This is a genomic window from Aphanizomenon sp. CS-733/32, assembly GCF_028330045.1.
GTDB classification, from domain to species: Bacteria; Cyanobacteriota; Cyanobacteriia; order Cyanobacteriales; family Nostocaceae; genus Dolichospermum; species Dolichospermum gracile.
On record NZ_JAQMSE010000238.1, the window covers coordinates 26,489 to 43,605 of the forward strand.

The following is a 17,117-nucleotide window of genomic DNA, read 5'->3' on the forward strand; positions in this document are numbered from 1 at the left end:
TATTCTTTCTTCCTTTTTCTTTCTAACTCCTAACTCCTAACTCCTTCTATCCACTCTAAAACACGATTCCACGCCCACCATTGATCAGGATCTTGGTATTGATTTTGACATTTTCTGCTACTCACATAACCAACATGACCACCGTAGCGAGTCAGTAATAAATCTATATCAGGATTTTTTCTAGCAGCAACTTCTAAATCAGGAATGATAGCCGGATCAAATAAAGGGTCATCAGCAGCATATAAAATAAAAGTTGGTTGAGATAATTTTGGTAATAATTCTAAACCACTGCTGGCTTGATAATAATCAGCAACCGTTGCAAAACCCAAACGGGGAATCACCAATTCTTCGTCAAATCCCCAAATACTGTTAGCCCTTGCAATCGCCTCTGGTTGAATAGATTCAGGATAAGCAGCATGGATTTTCCAGGCTAGTTTTTTCAATTCCTTAGCAATGCGAGACTCGACATATTTACCAAAAGGGTGTTTAACTAAATAGGTGAGCGATCGCAGCGAATCCAAACTTGGACAAATCACCGCCCCACCAGCAATGTCAATGTCTTTAGGTGCTAAATCCACAGCGGCTTTCACTCCCCACAAAGCCAACTGTCCCCCCAAAGAATAGCCTGTAAACCAAAATGGTGAAGAACAACCCATTTTCGCCGCAGCTTCGGCTATTTTCACAAAATCTTCCCCCTCATACAAACCATCCGAAGTCAATGTTGGTGATAATTCTGCGGTTTTACCATGCGCCCGCCAATCAAATAACACCACAGCATAGCCTTGGGCGTAAGCCTTGCGTCCCAAAATTCGTAAAAACCATTGCTGGTCTAACTCTCCAGTAATACCATAGGTGCCAACAATCGTACTATGGGCATTGGGAGGAATAGCAACCTGACCAAAAATTGGTACACCCTGACCCCCAGAGAAGATAACCTCGTGATATTTTGGTTCTGGATGAGTAATTTTACTCTCCCAATCCCGATTAGCCCATAAAGCCGTATAAGCCGTCATGGTCACGCCATTTTGCAAAAAACAGGGCGGTAAATATTCGTATTTATACATAAATAAGGAGTTGTATATTTTACAATGATTTGATTTTAATATTTATATTAGGTTTAACATATTTTTCATAATTAAGATGGTAGTCTTTTTATATATCAAGGAAAACAAAGCCTTATGGTTTGCTTGATTATCCCATCATCCCTCACTCAACTTTTTCCCAAAATCAGCGTAGCGAAATTTTGGTAGTTGGGAGAGAGTCAATTATCGTTAAATAAAGTAGTTATAATTTTTTAAGAATGCCGAGGATTCTTGTCATAGACGATGACCCAGCGATTTCAGAACTTGTTGCCGTCAACTTGGAAATGGCGGGCTACGATGTTAGTCAAGCTGAAGATGGCATTAAAGGTCAGGCTCTGGCTCTCCAGCTACAACCCGACTTAATTATGCTTGATCTGATGTTACCTAGAGTAGATGGATTTACAGTTTGCCAACGCTTACGTCGGGATGAACGGACTGCCGAGATTCCTATCTTGATGTTAACTGCTTTAAGCCAAACCCATGACAAAGTGGAAGGGTTTAATGCTGGTGCAGACGACTATCTGACTAAACCCTTTGAGCTAGAAGAATTGTTAGCGCGAGTAAGGGCTTTATTAAGACGCACTGACCGGATTCCCCAAGCGGCAAAACATAGCGAAATTCTCAACTATGGACCGATTACCCTCGTTCCCGAAAGATTTGAGGCTATCTGGTTCAAAGCAACGGTGAAACTGACTCATTTAGAGTTTGAGTTACTCCACTGTTTGCTGCAACGTCATGGACAAACTGTTTCCCCTAGCGAAATCCTTAGAGAAGTCTGGGGTTATGATCCTGATGATGACATTGAAACTATTCGCGTGCATATTCGCCACTTGAGAACTAAACTCGAACCTGATCCTCGTCATCCACGCTACATTAAAACCGTTTACGGTGCAGGATATTGTCTGGAATTACCTAGTCTACCTCCGGGAATGGAGGAAACTATGGCTACAGTAGTTGAGTAACAGGGAACGGGGGACAGGGGACAGGGAACAATTTTAGCTTTATTCAGCAAGCCCTAAGTATAGATTACTCAGGCGATCGCTCTCCCAACTAAGAATAGGGTAATGCAGAAATATTACCGCCAATATTTTCATGTCAAATATAAGGAAAAGGAGGATTATCTTTTACTGTATTTAACCGTTTATTCTTAATTCTGATAAGAAATAACTTCGAGGTATATTGTGCTTACGCACTACACCCTAAAGGCATGATTAAAAAAATTAATTTTTTCTTCAAGATTACTCGAAAGTGCCACAAATGCTCAAAAAACCACACCTAAGAGAGATTCATTTATCATCTACGTAGTTTTTATCACATAAAAATTGATAATTCCAATACTTCTCCTCAACAAAAAAAAATGTATATTGTTTAAATCTAGCACAGTAGGAAACATCAAGGCAGAAACAAGGTAACGGTGAAAGATAAATTTACTTCTTTCTACCCTTGTCGTCTAAAAATTTCATCTTGATGTTTCTCTTTTTTAATAATTTGTAAATCGTTGATTTTTATCAAAATCTTATCTGATTAATTATTCTTAAATCCAGCAATATTTACTTAAGTAAAGTATAAATTTTACATAAAAACCCCATACAATAAAAAGAGCATGACTTACGCAATTGGCACATTGGTAGGGTGCGTCAGATATCAACAATACGTGAGTTCGACATAACGATAATTTGTGGAATTTTCTATGGCAAGCTGGTAGTCAAAGAGGTTATGGATTTAAAAAATGTCGTCTTTAGAAATCAAGCTACCAATTCATGAAACTTTTCAAAGTACGGTTCAGGGAGAAGGATACTGGACTGGTTGCTTAGTAGACTTTATTCGCTTATCTGGTTGTCCAGTTGCTTGTCCTTGGTGTGATACGGGTTATGCTGACCCAAGAGCAAATCTACCCCGAATAGAACGTCCTATTGCTGAACTTCTAGGGGAAATAAAATCTCCCAGAGTGGTAATAACTGGTGGAGAACCATTTATTCATAAGCATTTACCGGAATTAGTACAAGCTTTGTTAGTTGCAGATAAGTTGGTTAGCATTGAAACATCAGGCTCTTTTTGGCAAGAAGTTTCCCCCGCTGCTTGGATTACTCTATCTCCCAAGGAACATCTTAATACTAAATATCCAGTGCAAAGTCAGTTTTGGAGTCGAGCTAATGAAGTTAAGATAATCATAGAAACTGGGAGAGAAATTGATTTTTATGAAAAATATCTATCTACTCACCCTAATTTGCTTGTCTACTTACAACCTGAGTGGAACAGTTCGTCGAAATCACTACCGCTGATTTTCCAGATATTACAACAAAAACCTAACTATAGACTATCTTTACAAACACACAAGTATATCGGGGTACAATGACTAATCAGCAGTGGCTACTAGCTAAAGAATTCCGCTTTGAAGCAGCACATAAATTGCCTTACCATGATGGTAAATGTTCCCGGCTGCATGGACATAGTTGGCGTGGAGTTGTTTATGTAGCTGGTGATAGATTAGTAACAGAAGGTGCTAAACAGGGTATGGTTATGGACTATTCAGAAATTAAAAAATATCTCCAACCCTTGCTTGAGAATTATTTAGATCACTATTATTTAAATGAATCTCTGGGTTTAGAATCACCAACTAGTGAGGCGATCGCTGCTTGGATTTATGATAAATTAGAACAAGCAGGATTAGCAGGGTTAACAGCAGTCAGAATTGATGAAACTTGTACTTCTATTTGCTTATATTCTAAAAATCGCATATCTGGCTGGTTAAATTCTGGTGAAAGTATAAATTTACTTCACTGAATTTAATTTTGAAAACTCTTACCTTGGCGTGAAAATAATTCATATTTAAATAATTCAACATCTATCACTCTTGCGCTCCAGCTTGTCTTAACATATTACAAATACCACGATAATGATTAAATTCGGCAATCATTAAGGCTGTATAACCCCCTTGATTTTTTAAATTGACATCCGCCCCAGCTTGTAATAGCATTGCCACTGCTTGACTATAACCTTCTGCTACAGCTAACATTAAAGCAGTTGCACCGGCGGAGTTTTGCAGATTCACATTTGCTCCTGTTTCTAATAGTAATTGGAATATTTCGGGATAGTTGGCAGCTATGGCTTTAACTAAAGCGGTTTTACCATCATCTGCTAATTTATTAATATCTGCTCCATGTTTAAGTAATAGTTTCACTGTTTGCAAATGTCCTTGGGATACTGCTAAGGTGAGCGCAACTTCGCCGAAGTTTTTCTTTTCCATATCTGCTCCTGCGTCTAGTAAAACTGCTACTATGTCGCTATATCCCTGGAATGCGGCTATTAATAAGGGTGTATCTCCCAAATGATTTCTAATTTGCACATCTGCGCCCCGTTGGATTAATATTTTGACTACATCTATATATTCTTCGACAACGGCAAGATGTAAAGCTGTTTCACCTTCTTTATCTTGATGATTAATTTCCGCACCCGCATCTAATAAAGCGATGATAATAGCAGTGTTTCCCGTTGCTGTGGCTGCTAATAATGCTGTTCCATGATCAACGTTTTTAATGTTAACATCAGCACCAGATGATAACAATGCTTGGACTATTTCTAAATAGCCTAAATCTGCGGCGATTATTAGTCCTGTATCACCCTCTGGATCTTGACTATTGACAATATGGTTATTTTGTGATAATGCTTTAACTACTGTTGGATGTTTGTGTTTTATGGCCAGTTTGAACGCGGTATCATCATCTTTGTCGGTAATGGTGATGTCAGCAGCGGCGGCTAATAAAATTTGTACAATCTCAAGATGACCTTTCAGTGCTGCTATCATTAACGCGGTACTACCATCATCGTTGGTAGCATTGACATTTGCTCCTTGAGAGACTAACAATTTGACAACATCTATTTGATTAGCACTAGCAGCCAGCATTAGTGCTGTTAAATTATAGGTTTTTCTGGTTAAGTTAATGTTAGCACCGGCATCCAAGAGCGATCGCACAATTTCTGCATAACCTAAATTCGCCGCAAACATCAATGCTGTAGTTCCATTTATATCGCTAATATCCACATTAGCACCGTCGGACAGCAGCGTAAATACTCCCTGCATATCCCCAGCTTTCACAGCCTTCAACAACGAAGTACCTTGATTTTCTATCATTTGGTTAGATCCTGGTTCGGTAGATGTGACTGATTCCAACTCCAGATTACACTTTGGCCAGATGGAAAAATTTCTCCGGAAGAAAAATCAATGTATGCTAAGTTTTATGAAGATTTAATAATTGGAAGTAAAAAATATGGCTTTTGAACTAACTCCAACAATCAGATTCTGGTTGAACTTCGCTCACCCAGTTACTATGTGGGTACTATTAGCACTTTCCTTGTATGCTGCATATTTAGGATTACAAGTACAGCGTACCAGAAATGCTCAGGGAGAAGCAAAGAAAGAACTAATTAAAGGGCGTTATACCATCAAACATCACCAAATTGGCTCTATTATGTTAGCTCTGATGGTGGCAGGTTCAATCGGTGGCATGGCTGTCACCTACATTAATAATGGTAAGTTGTTTGTCGGACCCCATCTATTAGCCGGATTAGGAATGACAGGTTTAATAGCTTTTTCCGCATCTCTATCTCCTTTCATGCAAAAAGGCGCAAATTGGGCGCGGATAACTCATATATTGTTAAATTTTGCCATTTTGGGGCTTTTCATCTGGCAAGCACTCTCTGGTGTCGAAATCATCCAAAGAATTCTCACGAAAGCTTAGATTGTCAATTATCAGTAGGGGCGCAGGGCCTGCGCCCAGTTGTCAGTCCTTAGATAACCAACCCTGGCGACTAGAAGTCGCGGCTATACAGACGAAACCCACCTGCGTGGGTTTGAAACCTTTGATTTCTCATTAGTCCACGTAGGTGGACTTTGCTTGTGTAGTAGCGACTTCTAGTCGCCATCAACTTTTAAAACATCCTCTACAGAATTTCATCAGGATTAACACCGATAGATTTTAGATGAGCCGCTAATTTTTCTTTTTGTTGGCGCTCCTGGTCTGCCCTTCGCTGTTCCTCATCTGCCCTTTGCTGTTGCTCATCTGCCCTTTGTTGTTGTTGATCCGCCCGTTCATTGCCAGTTAACAACATCTCACCATCTCTAGTCCACCAACGTAACCAAGGTATTTCTGTATCTTGTTGAATCCCCAACTCTACCCCCATTGGTGGAATCGGATAATGTCCTCGTTCATTAGCTGGCATTTTCTCATACTTACCATCTACAAGATGATAGACCTCAACCGATGATTTTTCTACCTCGTAAATAGCATAAAAAGGAATGCGAATTGCTTGTTCATATACCCAAAATTTACCAGCTTTCTTTGGTTCTCCAGTTTGTTCATCAATATCATATAATGATGTCCTGTCTCTTTCTTCTGAACCATCACCAGAGACAAATTCAATGGCAATTAATGGAGCAACAATTTCCTTCCACATTACATAAGAACGACGATATACTCCTGCTAATAAAGGAGCAACATGGGGAACATAAAACCAATCCGGCGCTTCTGCGCCTCTAACTGGTGATTCTGTGATTCGCCAATAAATACCGCTATCCTGTCCAATACAATATCGTCCGTCAGGGTGTAGTTTTTGTAAAATTGGTTCTATAGAAGTTGTGAGAATTATACTTTGGGGTAGTTCCTGAAAATTTTTCACAAAAGTTCCATCTGAATCTGGCAGTTGTGTATGGTCGGGGAGTGTGATTTGATCGTGTTCAGATGTAGTTGGTGGTGCAATGATTGGTTTTGTTAATACCATAGCAACTTCATCGCCTTAATTTGTTTTTCTTAGTTTAACATAGTCCTAACCGCAGATTTCTACGATGTGACAAAAAGCAATAGCGTAAGCACTGCTGCAAGTAGATCCCATCTTATTGAAGCAAGTAGAGAGCGCTTTTTTTCAAGACATCTATGGGATTTCGTCAGGATTAATACCCAAGGTTTTCAGGTACCCTGCCAGTTTTTCCTTTTGTTGTCGTTCTTGAAGAGCGATCGCCTCAGCTTCTTCTTTAGCAGCACGTTCTTGTTGAATCAATTCTTGAGCATTGTCAGCCCGTTCCTCAGCAGTGGGATACCTCATCCCAGAGCGATCATACCAATAAACCCACTCTCGTTGCCAACTGCCTTGATTTCCCTGCTCACAACCAATTCCTAGCTCTATTTCCGGCATCCAGACCACTTTACCATTTCCTGGTAACAGAGCAACCGATGGGACTAATTCATACTTGCTATCTACCAATTTATAAACTTCTAAAGACTGATGTTTTTTATACAATCCTCTTCTTCCACTCAAGGGATTGTAAATCAAATAATATAAAATCCCTAAATCTTGGTACTCTAACAACTTGCTATCATATTCGCCATTATATTTATGAGAAACTACTTCCAATACCAAAATTGGTAATACTTTTTCTTCCCATAATAAATAACTTAATCTACCCCCTTCATTTTTGACTCTCTCCACTCCTAAAGCTAAAAATCCATCGGGAACAACTGATTTAGATTTTGCTGGTTCTTCTGTGTTTGGTTCATAGTAAACACACATATCTACTCCCCAGAACCAATCTTGGCGATCGCCCCAAATCCATTTCAATAAATTTAACAATAGATTGGGAATATCATTTTGGAGTTCATTATCCACTGGGGTTTCGTCGCTGTCGGGTAAGTCTTCTGCTGTGGGCAGATTTTGATATTCATAAGATATTGTAACCATAGCTTTTTGGCCTGTTACTTTCGCTTCTATCATATTAACTCATTTAGCGATCGCCTCTGCGGGAAATTACTCGTTAATGGCAACCCAGCTAATCCCAATACTTTAACCATTGATGCTACATCTAAATCTTTTTTGGAAATTAACCCACTGATAACAATACTTTAGACTGTTATTACCTGTTTTTCTTGTGCGGAAAAGGTATATTCAGAGATTGATGAAAATCTCTTTGTACCTTGTGTGTGAGACGACGGGAAACTTGACGGACAATTTGATTCAGGATGCGATCGCCTGTAGACTGAATTAACGAATAGGGTAATCGCTGAATAAATCTGGGAAACTCCAACTCAACCACCAAATCCAACTCCCATTCTACCCGCGTCACCCCATCTAAATTACCTATCAATCGTGTTGATGATTTATAATCTACCTCATAACCAGGCGACTGATAATCAGGTACCGGAATAGTTCGGATTTGGAATTGATGATCTTGGTATTTTAATAACTCCAAGCCAATCTTCGGTTCTACATCGTAACCAAAAGCACCAAACTTACCCACCGCCAAAGCATAACTATTTTCCCCTATCCGGCTCACCTTCATCGGTTCTGCACAACGACCAAACCAGGAAGAGTGAGTGTTAAAATACTCCTCTACCTGCTCCACCGGAGCATACATTTTCATAGCATCTTGATAATTACCATAAAATTTAGTTGCACTTAGATAAGCTTCTTGTTTTTCAGTCTCATCTGCTACTTTCCATGCCTGGTATTTACTATTGTTTGTAACCATAAATTTGTTTTTTGTATATTTTAAAGTTTGTCTATATTCATCATTCCCGCTTCAGGGAAGCTTTTTCGCATCAAAATTCAATGTTCACGAAAATTTCAACAAGTTGTCATTAACTTTACACAAACAGCATGAACTGATTATGTACAGTCAGTCAACAACTAGAAAAATGGTAAATTTAGGTGTCACCAATTCACAGTCATTCAATAATTGATATTGTAGCTAAATACCGAAATACCGTCATCATAGCAGTATTACTGAGCTTATCAAGCTTCTGAAATAAAAAAGTTAACTTTTTCTTATTAGTCCCAAGAAACAACTACAAGGAGTTAAATTCTGAAAAACTTTGAACTTAAAGGTGTAGAAAAACTCATCGCTCCCATCGCCTCACTTTTGGGCTTTGTGTACCTGTTTCAGTGGTATATTTTTGGGGATATACAATTATCCCCCGAACCCATATTTACCAGAAAACAGCCTCCCTTAGTCATGAAAGGTGGAGACCCTTATATTCGGGCATTAATGCGAACAATATCCGCCAGCGAAGCCAGTGGTAATCGTCCCTACTCTCTCTTATATGGTGGTGAACAAGTTAATGATCTCAGCCGTCATCCTCAAAAATGTGTCACCATAGTCACAGGTCCGAATACAGGCAACTGTTCCACAGCCGCAGGTAGATATCAAATTATTAATACTACGTGGTATCACATTGCTCCTCGTTATCATCCAAACCCCACCAAAATGATGTTTTGGACTAATTATAGTTTTGAAGCCGAATATCAGGATGTCGTAGTTTACCGTTGGTTAAATGATGCAAAAGTTTGGGGTGTAAATATCCCTAAGCTATTACAGCAACAAAAATTAAATGACGTTCTCCGAAAACTCTCCCCCACATGGACAAGTTTAGGATACGGGATAGAAAATAATTCTGTTAGTGGTTCCTTACCCAAAATTTACCAGCAAGTCCTCAAAGAAGAATTAAAGCAAAATAACCCAACTAAAAATACAAAATAGAACCATTAAGTAGGTTGGCGTTGAAAATTGTCGTTATGGCAATGCAAGAGGCAAAAGGCACTCATGCAAGATTAAAGAGGTTTTGGGTGATTTTACGTTTATTTACAGAGTTTGGTTTTATTGTATTCACCTACTTACAGCAATTTCCAATCATATAAGGTATATCTTAGCACCCTCATCGCTTGCGGGGAGGGGGTTGGGGGTGGGGTTCTTGTTCCAGGTTTGATGACAATTTGCTGTAGTTCAATCTACAACAACTTTGTTCTTCACTTTGGCTGATACAGGCATAAATACCTTTGTCTGAATAGGCTTTAGCACTTGCAACCCAGTTAAATTTTGCCAACAATCCAAAGCAGCTTCCCGAATCACTACTTCTTGTTCCTGACTCAGTAATAGTTGTAAACATTCCCCAATATCTTCCTGCATTGCTGCATCAACTTGCTGACGGGTAATCAGTTTATTGAGTTGACGGATAGAAAGCAACCGTTTTAAAGAATCCTTTGCCGTTAAATTGTTCAATAATTTATCAAGATAATCTTCCTCTCGATTTCCTTGAAAACTGAATATTTGCCACACCAGCAAAATTAAAGTTAATAGCGTTCCCAAACCTTGAACAATAGCACCAGCAGCCAACCAATGACTAGGAGCATCAACCCAAATAGCTGAAGCCATGTAAGTTATCACAGTCGCAATACCACCACTAGCGATCGCATAAGCTAACCTACTATTAGTGCTACTCATCAACTTACGTATTTCTAACCAGCGCAATTGCCAATTCCATTTTTGCACTGAATAAGTAAATACCATCATTCCAATACCCACCACCAGAGCTAACAGCAATTGCCAACTCCAAAGTAGCATAGCCACAATAATTGTCAATAATCCCAACAAAACCCCAGGTTCAGAGAAATGTTTAAAAACCTGATTTTTGGGAATCTTGATCTGAATTTCTGAAACTTGATTAATTAATTGTCGCCAAGAAGACGAAGCCTGTGCCACAGTATTTACCTACTTGATTACAAAATTATAAATAGATATTTTTTACCAATCTACAGGATGAAATCAGGACAACTTCACCCTTATAGGACTTACGCAAGTGTCACAGTAAAAATTTGTTGTAGGGTGTGTCAGACTGCATAAATCCTGCAAATAAACAGATTGTTGATATCTGACGCACCCTAGCCAATGTGCCAGTTGCGTAAGTCCTGCCTTAAACAAAATGCTATTTATCCTGCAATCGAATATCAATTACAGACGCATTGAAGTTATAGTTAAAACCTTCTAATTCAAAAGGCATTCCAATTTTCACCTTGCTATTACCAAGAACAGGCCCATCCTTAGTAACTGTAGCTTGTCCTTCTAAAGTCAGGAGAAAATCCGTACTAAAGTTAATTTTTCTAGGATCTGGTAATTCTTTCACAGAACCATCTGGTTGACCAATTGTCAGTGTTCTCTCTAACTGCTCAACCGACTTAATCCCAATCTGACCATAGGGTTGATTACGGATAATCACATTAGTTTTACCACCTTTTGTAAATCCTTCTTTAATTAATTGTTGAGGATTACGAATATTGAGTCCACGTACCAGTAAGTCTACCTCAATGGGTACTGTTTTCGCACCGACTTGAGCCACAGACCCAGAAGTACCAGGGAAAATAAAGATACCCACTATCACTAGCAAAATTACTAATGCAGCCCCTAAATCTAATAGGTTAATTTTACCGAACAAGCGACCTTTAGAATCTAAAATAGCCATAATCAGGTTTGGATAAGTTGCAGTTGAGTTTTCAGCTAAGTAATTGATCGTACTGACAAGTTTTTTCCAGTGATTCACAATCTTGATCACTGCATCAGAATTGACAGAAACTAGACATTATGGTTATGCGACAGTTTATCATGATTGCAGGGGCTTCAGGATCATAGTAGCAGTAAGTTATTTGAATTGACTATTTGCACTATCTGAAGTTGGAAATGCAACTTAGTAACCTGAAAATTCGTCCTCTGATTTTAAGTTGTTACACCAATCTCATATAACTGAATCATGATTAACTCGCAAGGAATTTGGACAAATTATCGTTTGTGGCAGCGGCGCTGTTTGTATCCGTTCATTTCTGTAAGTGTTGCTGTGATGATTTGCTTAGGTACACCATTATTAAGTAAAGCTATAGGTTTTGGCGATCTGATCCGTATAGTCCCACAAGTCACCCAAATATTGAACCTATCTAATATATCCGATCGCCAGGAAGTTGATCTGGGTCAGCAAATGAACCAAGAAATACAGCAAGAAGTCAGAATTTCTCGTAATTCACAACTAAACAGTTATGTTGAACAAATCGGTAGACGTTTAGCAGCTAATAGCACTCGTCCAAACATTCCTTATACTTTTCAAGTAGTCGAAGATCCTGCTGTTAATGCCTTTGCAACCGCCGGTGGTTTTATTTATGTGAATACAGGTTTGTTAAAAACAGCAGACAATGAAGCCGAATTTGCCAGTGTATTAGCTCATGAAATGGGACATATCGAAGGCAAACATTTAATTAAACAAATGCGACAACGAGCTATAGCCAGTGGTGTAGCTTCAGTATCAGGTTTAGATAAAAGTAAAGCCGTAGGCATTGGTGTGCAACTCGCCCTGAATCTTCCCCGTAGTCGCCAGGACGAATTTGATGCTGATAAAAGAGGATTAGCAAACATCACCCGCACTGGTTATGCTCAGTCAGCAATGGTTTCTTTCATGAAAAAGCTACAAGGAAGTAGTTCCGTACCTGCATTTTTAAGTACACATCCAGGAGCCAGCGATCGCGTCATCTCTCTGCAAAATCAGATTAACAATCAACCCAGCCGTCAAAACTATGGCTTAGATAATCCCGTTTATCAAAGCAAAATGAGAGCATTTTTGCCATAATTATTCTCGTTTTCTATGACGGCGGCTACCTGCGAACTCTTGTGGCTGCACAATTGTCATTACCTCTTCCCAGTCCATAGTCCGTACAGACCTATTGAACACATTAGCCTGATAAACCAACTTATTCGTAATATCCAGCCCTGTCAACCACCCGCTACGGGGATGATAAGCACCAGTATCAATATCTAACCATCCCTGCCCCTGTGCCAAATTACCAGGAGCTACACCAGGTAAAGTAAAAGTTATAGTATGACCAACTATAATCAACTTATCTGCAAAATATGGTTGCTCTATCCGATGGAACTCATCCCTAATCCAGCATAGTTCTTCCGCCGTCTGTTCTTGCACACTCTTTTTTGGATCAACACCTGCGTGAGTTAACCAAACATCTCCCAAATCTAAATATGTGGGCAAACTCTCAAACCAATCTAGATGTTGTTTCGGAATTGTTGCCGATTGGTAACTAGCAATGGTAGCCTGTCCTCCACTATATAACCACGTTTGCATATTTGTAGACGCACCATTCTTACCAGTCATTATATTCAATAACATCTGCTCATGATTACCTAGCAAACAATGGTAATCATTTTCTTTAACAAACTCAACAACATCGGCACTTTTTGGACCACGATCAATTAAGTCTCCCAAAAAATATACTTGATCCTCTGATGTGGGGGCTATTTTCTCCAACAGCAACATCAAACATTCATAGTGTCCATGTACATCACCAATAACAACCCTGCGTTGACTAATTTCGCTCATTTGCTTCTAGCTTACATGAATTAACTGAATATCTCGACTACACGTTTATTGATCTAATTTCGTTTAAAAGGTCAAGAAAACTTGACTAAGTTATGATTTCTTTAATAATTATGCAGACATTTGGTTAACTTGCCAAGTTCCCATATAAATAATTACTAACACCCAGGACTCTGATTATACATCAATTTTCATACTTCAGTAGGCTTGTCCTCAGCAACAAAATATAACAAGCATCAGTTTTTAATCTTCATCTTGCAATAACCATAAACCACTATAAGTCATTCCCGAATCATCTGGTTGCACCAATAAAAAATGCAATCCCCGACTTAGTTGTTTTCTCTCTTGATACAATTTACCCGCAGCAGTCACCTCCTCATCAGTAAAAGTCGCCAACACCCACCTATCTACTAAACCAGCTTCTAATACTAACCCATCAGGCGCACCAGCGATGTAGTTTAATGAAACGGGCTGACTTTCCTTTAACCATTGCGCCAACCGCATAGATTTTCTCCCACCATAAATCACTACACCAGGTATAGGTACTGTTGAAGCCAAACCCAGATTAATTGGTTTGAGAAATTCTGGTATTTGCAAAAAAGGAATTGGCCGTTCTGCAAACTCATCCACAATATCACCCGATGGAATCGTCGCAAACCGCCATTCTTCCCCCCATAGATTTTCCGATAATGGTAATGGAGGTAGTTTATCTACAATTACAGGATATTGTTTCGCTGCTAACCACTGTTTTAGAGCCAAAGTTCTCCGACTAGCTTCAACCCGAATTCCTAAATTATTTGCCGCAATTGTCATTAAACTTAAAGACTGAGTCCGAAATACTTGAATTAAATCTGGTAACTTGTCCTTACCCGCTAATTGTAATTGTTGGACAAGCCAAGTAGAATTAGCCTGGGACTGGAGACAACTTGCTGTAAACTCAAAACTGCGAGTTTCATCACAAACTAATAACTCCCATAGCATTTGCCCTTCAACATTTTGTAGCGGACTACGATAAAAATCAGCCTGCCAAATCAGACTCATTCCCTACTCCATAAAAATTAAACAACTCAAAAGTGAGTATAGCAAATTTAGTTTTTGACTAAATTTCTGGCAAATTCTATCGCTGCTTCTACTGTAGAAATTTTCCCCTCAGCTTGAGCAACACCAACCTCCATTAATAATTCACCTACCAGTGGTGAAGCGGGAATGTTTAACGCCCTCATCATTTCCTTACCATTGAGTAAAGGAATAGGGTGTGCAACCACATCGTTTTTGTCAAGATAACGCTTAATTAAAGGTTCATATATAAATAGCATACTTTCGTCAAATATTCCCCTAGCTACAATATCATTGGCTAAAGCTAATACCAACACAGCCGGAAATAAAATTCCCATTTCCCGAAAGAGAAAATACTGTTTTCGCAAAGGCTTATGTATCGCCTTTATTTCCGAAAACATTCTTAATCCCGTTGTCACAGCCCGAATTTCTGCCCGACTATAGGTAAGTTCCTGTAATTCAACTTCGGCAATTTCCGGGTTTAAGTCTACAAGACAAGCCAGTTTAGCAGTAGTTAACCAAGAAGTTTTCACAGTTCCTCGCACATAATTGCCTAATTCTTCTCCTAAATCATGCCAACATTGGCTAATTAAAGCAGCAGCTTGATCAACAGCAGCCAATTTAATAAAACTTTTATCAGTTGCGTTCTTAAAGAAACTAGTCAAAACACCATCTTTCCAAGCAGTATTTAACCAAAATGTCCCTTGAGAACTTGCCAATAAATAACCAATTTCTACCCGTATCCGTTCCACTGCTACCTGACTAATACTGGTTGCTAACCTGCGAATTGTCTTTTGAGTAGCTGGTTCAATAGTAAACCCAAGTTGGGCAGCTTGACGATAAGCCCGCATTAACCGCAAAGGATCATTTTGTAGATTTACAGGTGATATCATCCGTAACAGTTCAGACTCTATATCCTTACAGCCGTCCAATGGATCAATAATTTCTTGAGTATGGGGATTATAGGCGATCGCATTAATAGTAAAATCCCTTCTATGCAAATCCGTAATTAAACTTTCCCCCTCTTGTTGAGCAAAATCAGCCGTAGCATTAGGAAACACCACACGGGCAATTTTTCTTTCAGCATCAAGTAACACAAAACCAGCTTGATAACGTTGAGCAATCTTCCTAGCTACCTTCACCGCATCCCCTGGAATAATAAAATCTAAATCCACATATTCCCGAACCCTACCCAAAATCGCATCACGTACCGCACCACCCACCATATAAACAGGTTGTGGCAAATATTTCAGACTAAAAGGCCAATTTTTGGCAGCTAAACGAGCAGCAACTAATTTATCCATTGTCATAAAAATCAACCTAGTAACTAATGCCGATTATTTTGCATTAAGCTACATTAACTATAAAGCTTCCCAAAGTTGGTTCTATTATGTGTATTTGCGTGAATTGCCACTATGTAGACCGCTGCGTCACCTACAACGCCGTAGAAACCCAGCACCAACAGCCTCACCTGACAGAAACACCAGATTTTGACCCCAACGAACCTGCCATCAACGTCAATATTCGCACACAAGGCGAAATAATTGAAATGGAATGGGATGTTGTCGGTTGTCTCAGCTTCAAACAAGAAACAGGTAAATGGTCTAAATTGCGTCCAGGTGAATTAGTCCCCACCTAATTAGACTAAATTCTGAGATGTTGCTGAGTATTTACAGCCAAAATCAGCAACACAAATTCTGACAAACTCCATTAACTTCCAATTATTCTCTTTCTTTCCTTCTTTCTTCGTGTCCTTCGCTTCTTCGTGGTTCAATCACATTTAATTGGTATTTTCCAGCGGCAAAAGAGTAAAAGCCCAAAAATGAGGTGATTTCACCTTTAACTTCTGAATTATGCTGTATTATTTAGCAGAAAAATACATTTGCATTTACCTTGACAACCATAATCAAACATATCTTACCCGATAAATACGCTTTAGCATTGCACACCACCACACCAGAACTCGGTTTAGCAATTAGCAACTTTGCAGACTATCCCCAATCTCAAGTTTGGAACTTAGGGCGTGACCTATCCAGTCACATTCATCAATATCTAGTTGAAGTAATTAAACCACGAACCTGGGCAGACCTAGAACTTATCGCCGTAGCCCAAGGACCTGGTGGTTTCACAGGAACTCGCATCGGAGTCGTCACCGCACGCACACTATCACAACAGCTAAACATTCCAGTATTTACAGTTTCCACCCTAGCCGCAGTAGCTTGGCAAGCCCATAAATCCCAAAGAAACTGCCAACATCCCATAATTGCCGTAGAAATGCCAGCACAACGGGGACAAATTTTTGGTGCTATTTATCAACCTAACCCTGATAATTCGGGCATTACAGCCCTATTATCAGATACATTATTCACCCCGTCTGCATGGCAAGAAACCCTAACTAATTGGCATACCAATCAGTTAATATCAGCCACATCTCACTTAGCAGCCACCGTCAACAGCATTTTGGAATTAGCCTATTTAGATTGGCAGCAAGGAAAAAATCCCCATTGGTCAGAAGCTCTACCTTATTATGGGCAACACCCAGTAGATATTTGAAATTATCGAAATCCGTTTAACCCTTGCCATATAAAGCCCTTAGCTGGAGATAGCCTCTGGTTTTACCCACCTCCTCAAAAAAATATTTCTCAACCCCCTTGACAGAAAAAGGAAGGATTGATATGTTAGATAAGTGCCGAAGAGAAAGAAACGACTCCCAAGCAACTGAACCGAGAAAAAATAATACTTTGAAAGAATAGATTAAACCAATCCTCGTCGTCAAGATAATTGAAAG

Annotated in this window: 18 protein-coding genes; 8 read left to right on the forward strand and 10 right to left on the reverse strand. The window is 39.3% G+C overall.

The genetic code is table 11. From position 1 onward, the window contains the following. Positions 1-29 precede the first annotated feature (29 nt). Positions 30-1,064 carry a YheT family hydrolase gene (locus tag PN471_RS20545; RefSeq protein ID WP_271778422.1) on the reverse strand — a complete coding sequence of 345 codons (1,035 nt, stop codon included), beginning with the start codon at positions 1,062-1,064 and terminating at the stop codon, positions 30-32. Between the two features lie 236 nt (positions 1,065-1,300). On the opposite strand from PN471_RS20545, the gene PN471_RS20550 reads away from it, so the two are divergent. From PN471_RS20550 to queD, 3 genes are all read left to right on the forward strand, one after another. Continuing rightward, positions 1,301-2,044 (forward strand): response regulator transcription factor, encoded by a 744-nt coding sequence (locus PN471_RS20550; RefSeq protein ID WP_193895404.1) that lies wholly within the window; start codon positions 1,301-1,303, stop codon positions 2,042-2,044. A 767-nt stretch (positions 2,045-2,811) separates the two neighbouring features. Further along, the gene (locus tag PN471_RS20555) at positions 2,812-3,438 is read left to right on the forward strand and encodes a 7-carboxy-7-deazaguanine synthase QueE (protein WP_271778423.1); all 627 of its coding nucleotides are present in this window, start codon (positions 2,812-2,814) and stop codon (positions 3,436-3,438) included. Then, a complete protein-coding gene (gene queD, locus PN471_RS20560; RefSeq protein WP_168643686.1) occupies positions 3,435-3,866 on the forward strand; it encodes a 6-carboxytetrahydropterin synthase QueD in 432 nt (143 codons plus the stop codon). Before PN471_RS20555 ends, queD begins: the two co-directional genes overlap by 4 nt. A 64-nt stretch (positions 3,867-3,930) precedes the next feature. Here the strand turns inward: queD and PN471_RS20565 are convergent, their stop codons facing one another. Further along, positions 3,931-5,214, reverse strand: a complete 1,284-nt coding sequence (locus PN471_RS20565) for an ankyrin repeat domain-containing protein (protein WP_271778424.1) — start codon at positions 5,212-5,214, stop codon at positions 3,931-3,933. A gap of 136 nt (positions 5,215-5,350) precedes the next feature. On the opposite strand from PN471_RS20565, the gene PN471_RS20570 reads away from it, so the two are divergent. Then, positions 5,351-5,821: a DUF4079 domain-containing protein gene (locus PN471_RS20570; RefSeq protein WP_271778425.1), complete on the forward strand. Its 471-nt coding sequence runs from the start codon at positions 5,351-5,353 to the stop codon at positions 5,819-5,821. Between the two features lie 202 nt (positions 5,822-6,023). Here the strand turns inward: PN471_RS20570 and PN471_RS20575 are convergent, their stop codons facing one another. The 3 genes from PN471_RS20575 to PN471_RS20585 all read right to left on the reverse strand — a co-directional run bounded on the left by PN471_RS20575 (position 6,024) and on the right by PN471_RS20585 (position 8,601). Then, positions 6,024-6,860, reverse strand: coding sequence for a Uma2 family endonuclease (locus PN471_RS20575; protein WP_271778426.1), 837 nt, complete (start codon positions 6,858-6,860; stop codon positions 6,024-6,026). 150 nt (positions 6,861-7,010) lie between these two features. Then, entirely contained in the window at positions 7,011-7,814 is an 804-nt protein-coding gene (locus tag PN471_RS20580; RefSeq protein ID WP_271778427.1) for a Uma2 family endonuclease, read from the reverse strand. 172 nt (positions 7,815-7,986) lie between these two features. Then, positions 7,987-8,601: a DUF1997 domain-containing protein gene (locus tag PN471_RS20585; RefSeq protein ID WP_271778428.1), complete on the reverse strand. Its 615-nt coding sequence runs from the start codon at positions 8,599-8,601 to the stop codon at positions 7,987-7,989. Positions 8,602-8,931: 330 nt separating this feature from the next. Between PN471_RS20585 and PN471_RS20590 the strand changes: the two genes are divergently transcribed. After that, the gene (locus PN471_RS20590) at positions 8,932-9,609 is read left to right on the forward strand and encodes a glycoside hydrolase family 24 protein (RefSeq protein ID WP_442867171.1); all 678 of its coding nucleotides are present in this window, start codon (positions 8,932-8,934) and stop codon (positions 9,607-9,609) included. Between the two features lie 243 nt (positions 9,610-9,852). On the opposite strand, the gene PN471_RS20595 is transcribed toward PN471_RS20590, so the two are convergent. Together PN471_RS20595 and PN471_RS20600 are read right to left on the reverse strand one after the other, a co-directional pair. Beyond that, complete coding sequence (locus PN471_RS20595; protein ID WP_271778429.1) at positions 9,853-10,608, reverse strand: armadillo-type fold-containing protein; 756 nt, start codon at positions 10,606-10,608, stop codon at positions 9,853-9,855. 223 nt (positions 10,609-10,831) lie between these two features. Next, positions 10,832-11,365 carry a DUF4330 domain-containing protein gene (locus tag PN471_RS20600; protein ID WP_271778430.1) on the reverse strand — a complete coding sequence of 178 codons (534 nt, stop codon included), beginning with the start codon at positions 11,363-11,365 and terminating at the stop codon, positions 10,832-10,834. A 285-nt stretch (positions 11,366-11,650) separates the two neighbouring features. Between PN471_RS20600 and PN471_RS20605 the strand changes: the two genes are divergently transcribed. Then, on the forward strand, positions 11,651-12,514 hold the full coding sequence (locus PN471_RS20605) for a M48 family metallopeptidase (RefSeq protein WP_193895421.1): 864 nt from the start codon (positions 11,651-11,653) through the stop codon (positions 12,512-12,514). Here the strand turns inward: PN471_RS20605 and PN471_RS20610 are convergent, their stop codons facing one another. The 3 genes from PN471_RS20610 to PN471_RS20620 all read right to left on the reverse strand — a co-directional run bounded on the left by PN471_RS20610 (position 12,515) and on the right by PN471_RS20620 (position 15,633). After that, a complete protein-coding gene (locus tag PN471_RS20610; protein WP_271778431.1) occupies positions 12,515-13,276 on the reverse strand; it encodes a metallophosphoesterase family protein in 762 nt (253 codons plus the stop codon). 240 nt (positions 13,277-13,516) lie between these two features. After that, positions 13,517-14,314 (reverse strand): Tab2/Atab2 family RNA-binding protein, encoded by a 798-nt coding sequence (locus tag PN471_RS20615; RefSeq protein ID WP_271778432.1) that lies wholly within the window; start codon positions 14,312-14,314, stop codon positions 13,517-13,519. Between the two features lie 47 nt (positions 14,315-14,361). Then, positions 14,362-15,633 (reverse strand): CCA tRNA nucleotidyltransferase, encoded by a 1,272-nt coding sequence (locus tag PN471_RS20620; RefSeq protein WP_442867172.1) that lies wholly within the window; start codon positions 15,631-15,633, stop codon positions 14,362-14,364. Positions 15,634-15,719: 86 nt separating this feature from the next. Between PN471_RS20620 and PN471_RS20625 the strand changes: the two genes are divergently transcribed. Continuing rightward, positions 15,720-15,968, forward strand: a complete 249-nt coding sequence (locus PN471_RS20625; RefSeq protein ID WP_193895427.1) for a Ycf34 family protein — start codon at positions 15,720-15,722, stop codon at positions 15,966-15,968. A gap of 254 nt (positions 15,969-16,222) precedes the next feature. After that, on the forward strand, positions 16,223-16,882 hold the full coding sequence (gene tsaB, locus PN471_RS20630) for a tRNA (adenosine(37)-N6)-threonylcarbamoyltransferase complex dimerization subunit type 1 TsaB (protein ID WP_271778434.1): 660 nt from the start codon (positions 16,223-16,225) through the stop codon (positions 16,880-16,882). Positions 16,883-17,117: the final 235 nt, after the last annotated feature.

Coding starts and splice junctions, on each gene's coding strand:
- PN471_RS20550 (WP_193895404.1), top strand. CDS start 1,301: ATGCCGAGGATTCTTGTCATAGACGATGACCCAGCGATTTCAGAACTT.
- PN471_RS20610 (WP_271778431.1), bottom strand. CDS start 13,276: ATGAGCGAAATTAGTCAACGCAGGGTTGTTATTGGTGATGTACATGGA.
- PN471_RS20585 (WP_271778428.1), bottom strand. CDS start 8,601: ATGGTTACAAACAATAGTAAATACCAGGCATGGAAAGTAGCAGATGAG.
- PN471_RS20570 (WP_271778425.1), top strand. CDS start 5,351: ATGGCTTTTGAACTAACTCCAACAATCAGATTCTGGTTGAACTTCGCT.
- PN471_RS20620 (WP_442867172.1), bottom strand. CDS start 15,633: ATGGATAAATTAGTTGCTGCTCGTTTAGCTGCCAAAAATTGGCCTTTT.
- PN471_RS20580 (WP_271778427.1), bottom strand. CDS start 7,814: ATGGTTACAATATCTTATGAATATCAAAATCTGCCCACAGCAGAAGAC.
- PN471_RS20605 (WP_193895421.1), top strand. CDS start 11,651: ATGATTAACTCGCAAGGAATTTGGACAAATTATCGTTTGTGGCAGCGG.
- queD (WP_168643686.1), top strand. CDS start 3,435: ATGACTAATCAGCAGTGGCTACTAGCTAAAGAATTCCGCTTTGAAGCA.
- PN471_RS20625 (WP_193895427.1), top strand. CDS start 15,720: ATGTGTATTTGCGTGAATTGCCACTATGTAGACCGCTGCGTCACCTAC.
- PN471_RS20615 (WP_271778432.1), bottom strand. CDS start 14,314: ATGAGTCTGATTTGGCAGGCTGATTTTTATCGTAGTCCGCTACAAAAT.
- PN471_RS20565 (WP_271778424.1), bottom strand. CDS start 5,214: ATGATAGAAAATCAAGGTACTTCGTTGTTGAAGGCTGTGAAAGCTGGG.
- PN471_RS20575 (WP_271778426.1), bottom strand. CDS start 6,860: ATGGTATTAACAAAACCAATCATTGCACCACCAACTACATCTGAACAC.
- PN471_RS20600 (WP_271778430.1), bottom strand. CDS start 11,365: ATGGCTATTTTAGATTCTAAAGGTCGCTTGTTCGGTAAAATTAACCTA.
- PN471_RS20555 (WP_271778423.1), top strand. CDS start 2,812: ATGTCGTCTTTAGAAATCAAGCTACCAATTCATGAAACTTTTCAAAGT.
- PN471_RS20545 (WP_271778422.1), bottom strand. CDS start 1,064: ATGTATAAATACGAATATTTACCGCCCTGTTTTTTGCAAAATGGCGTG.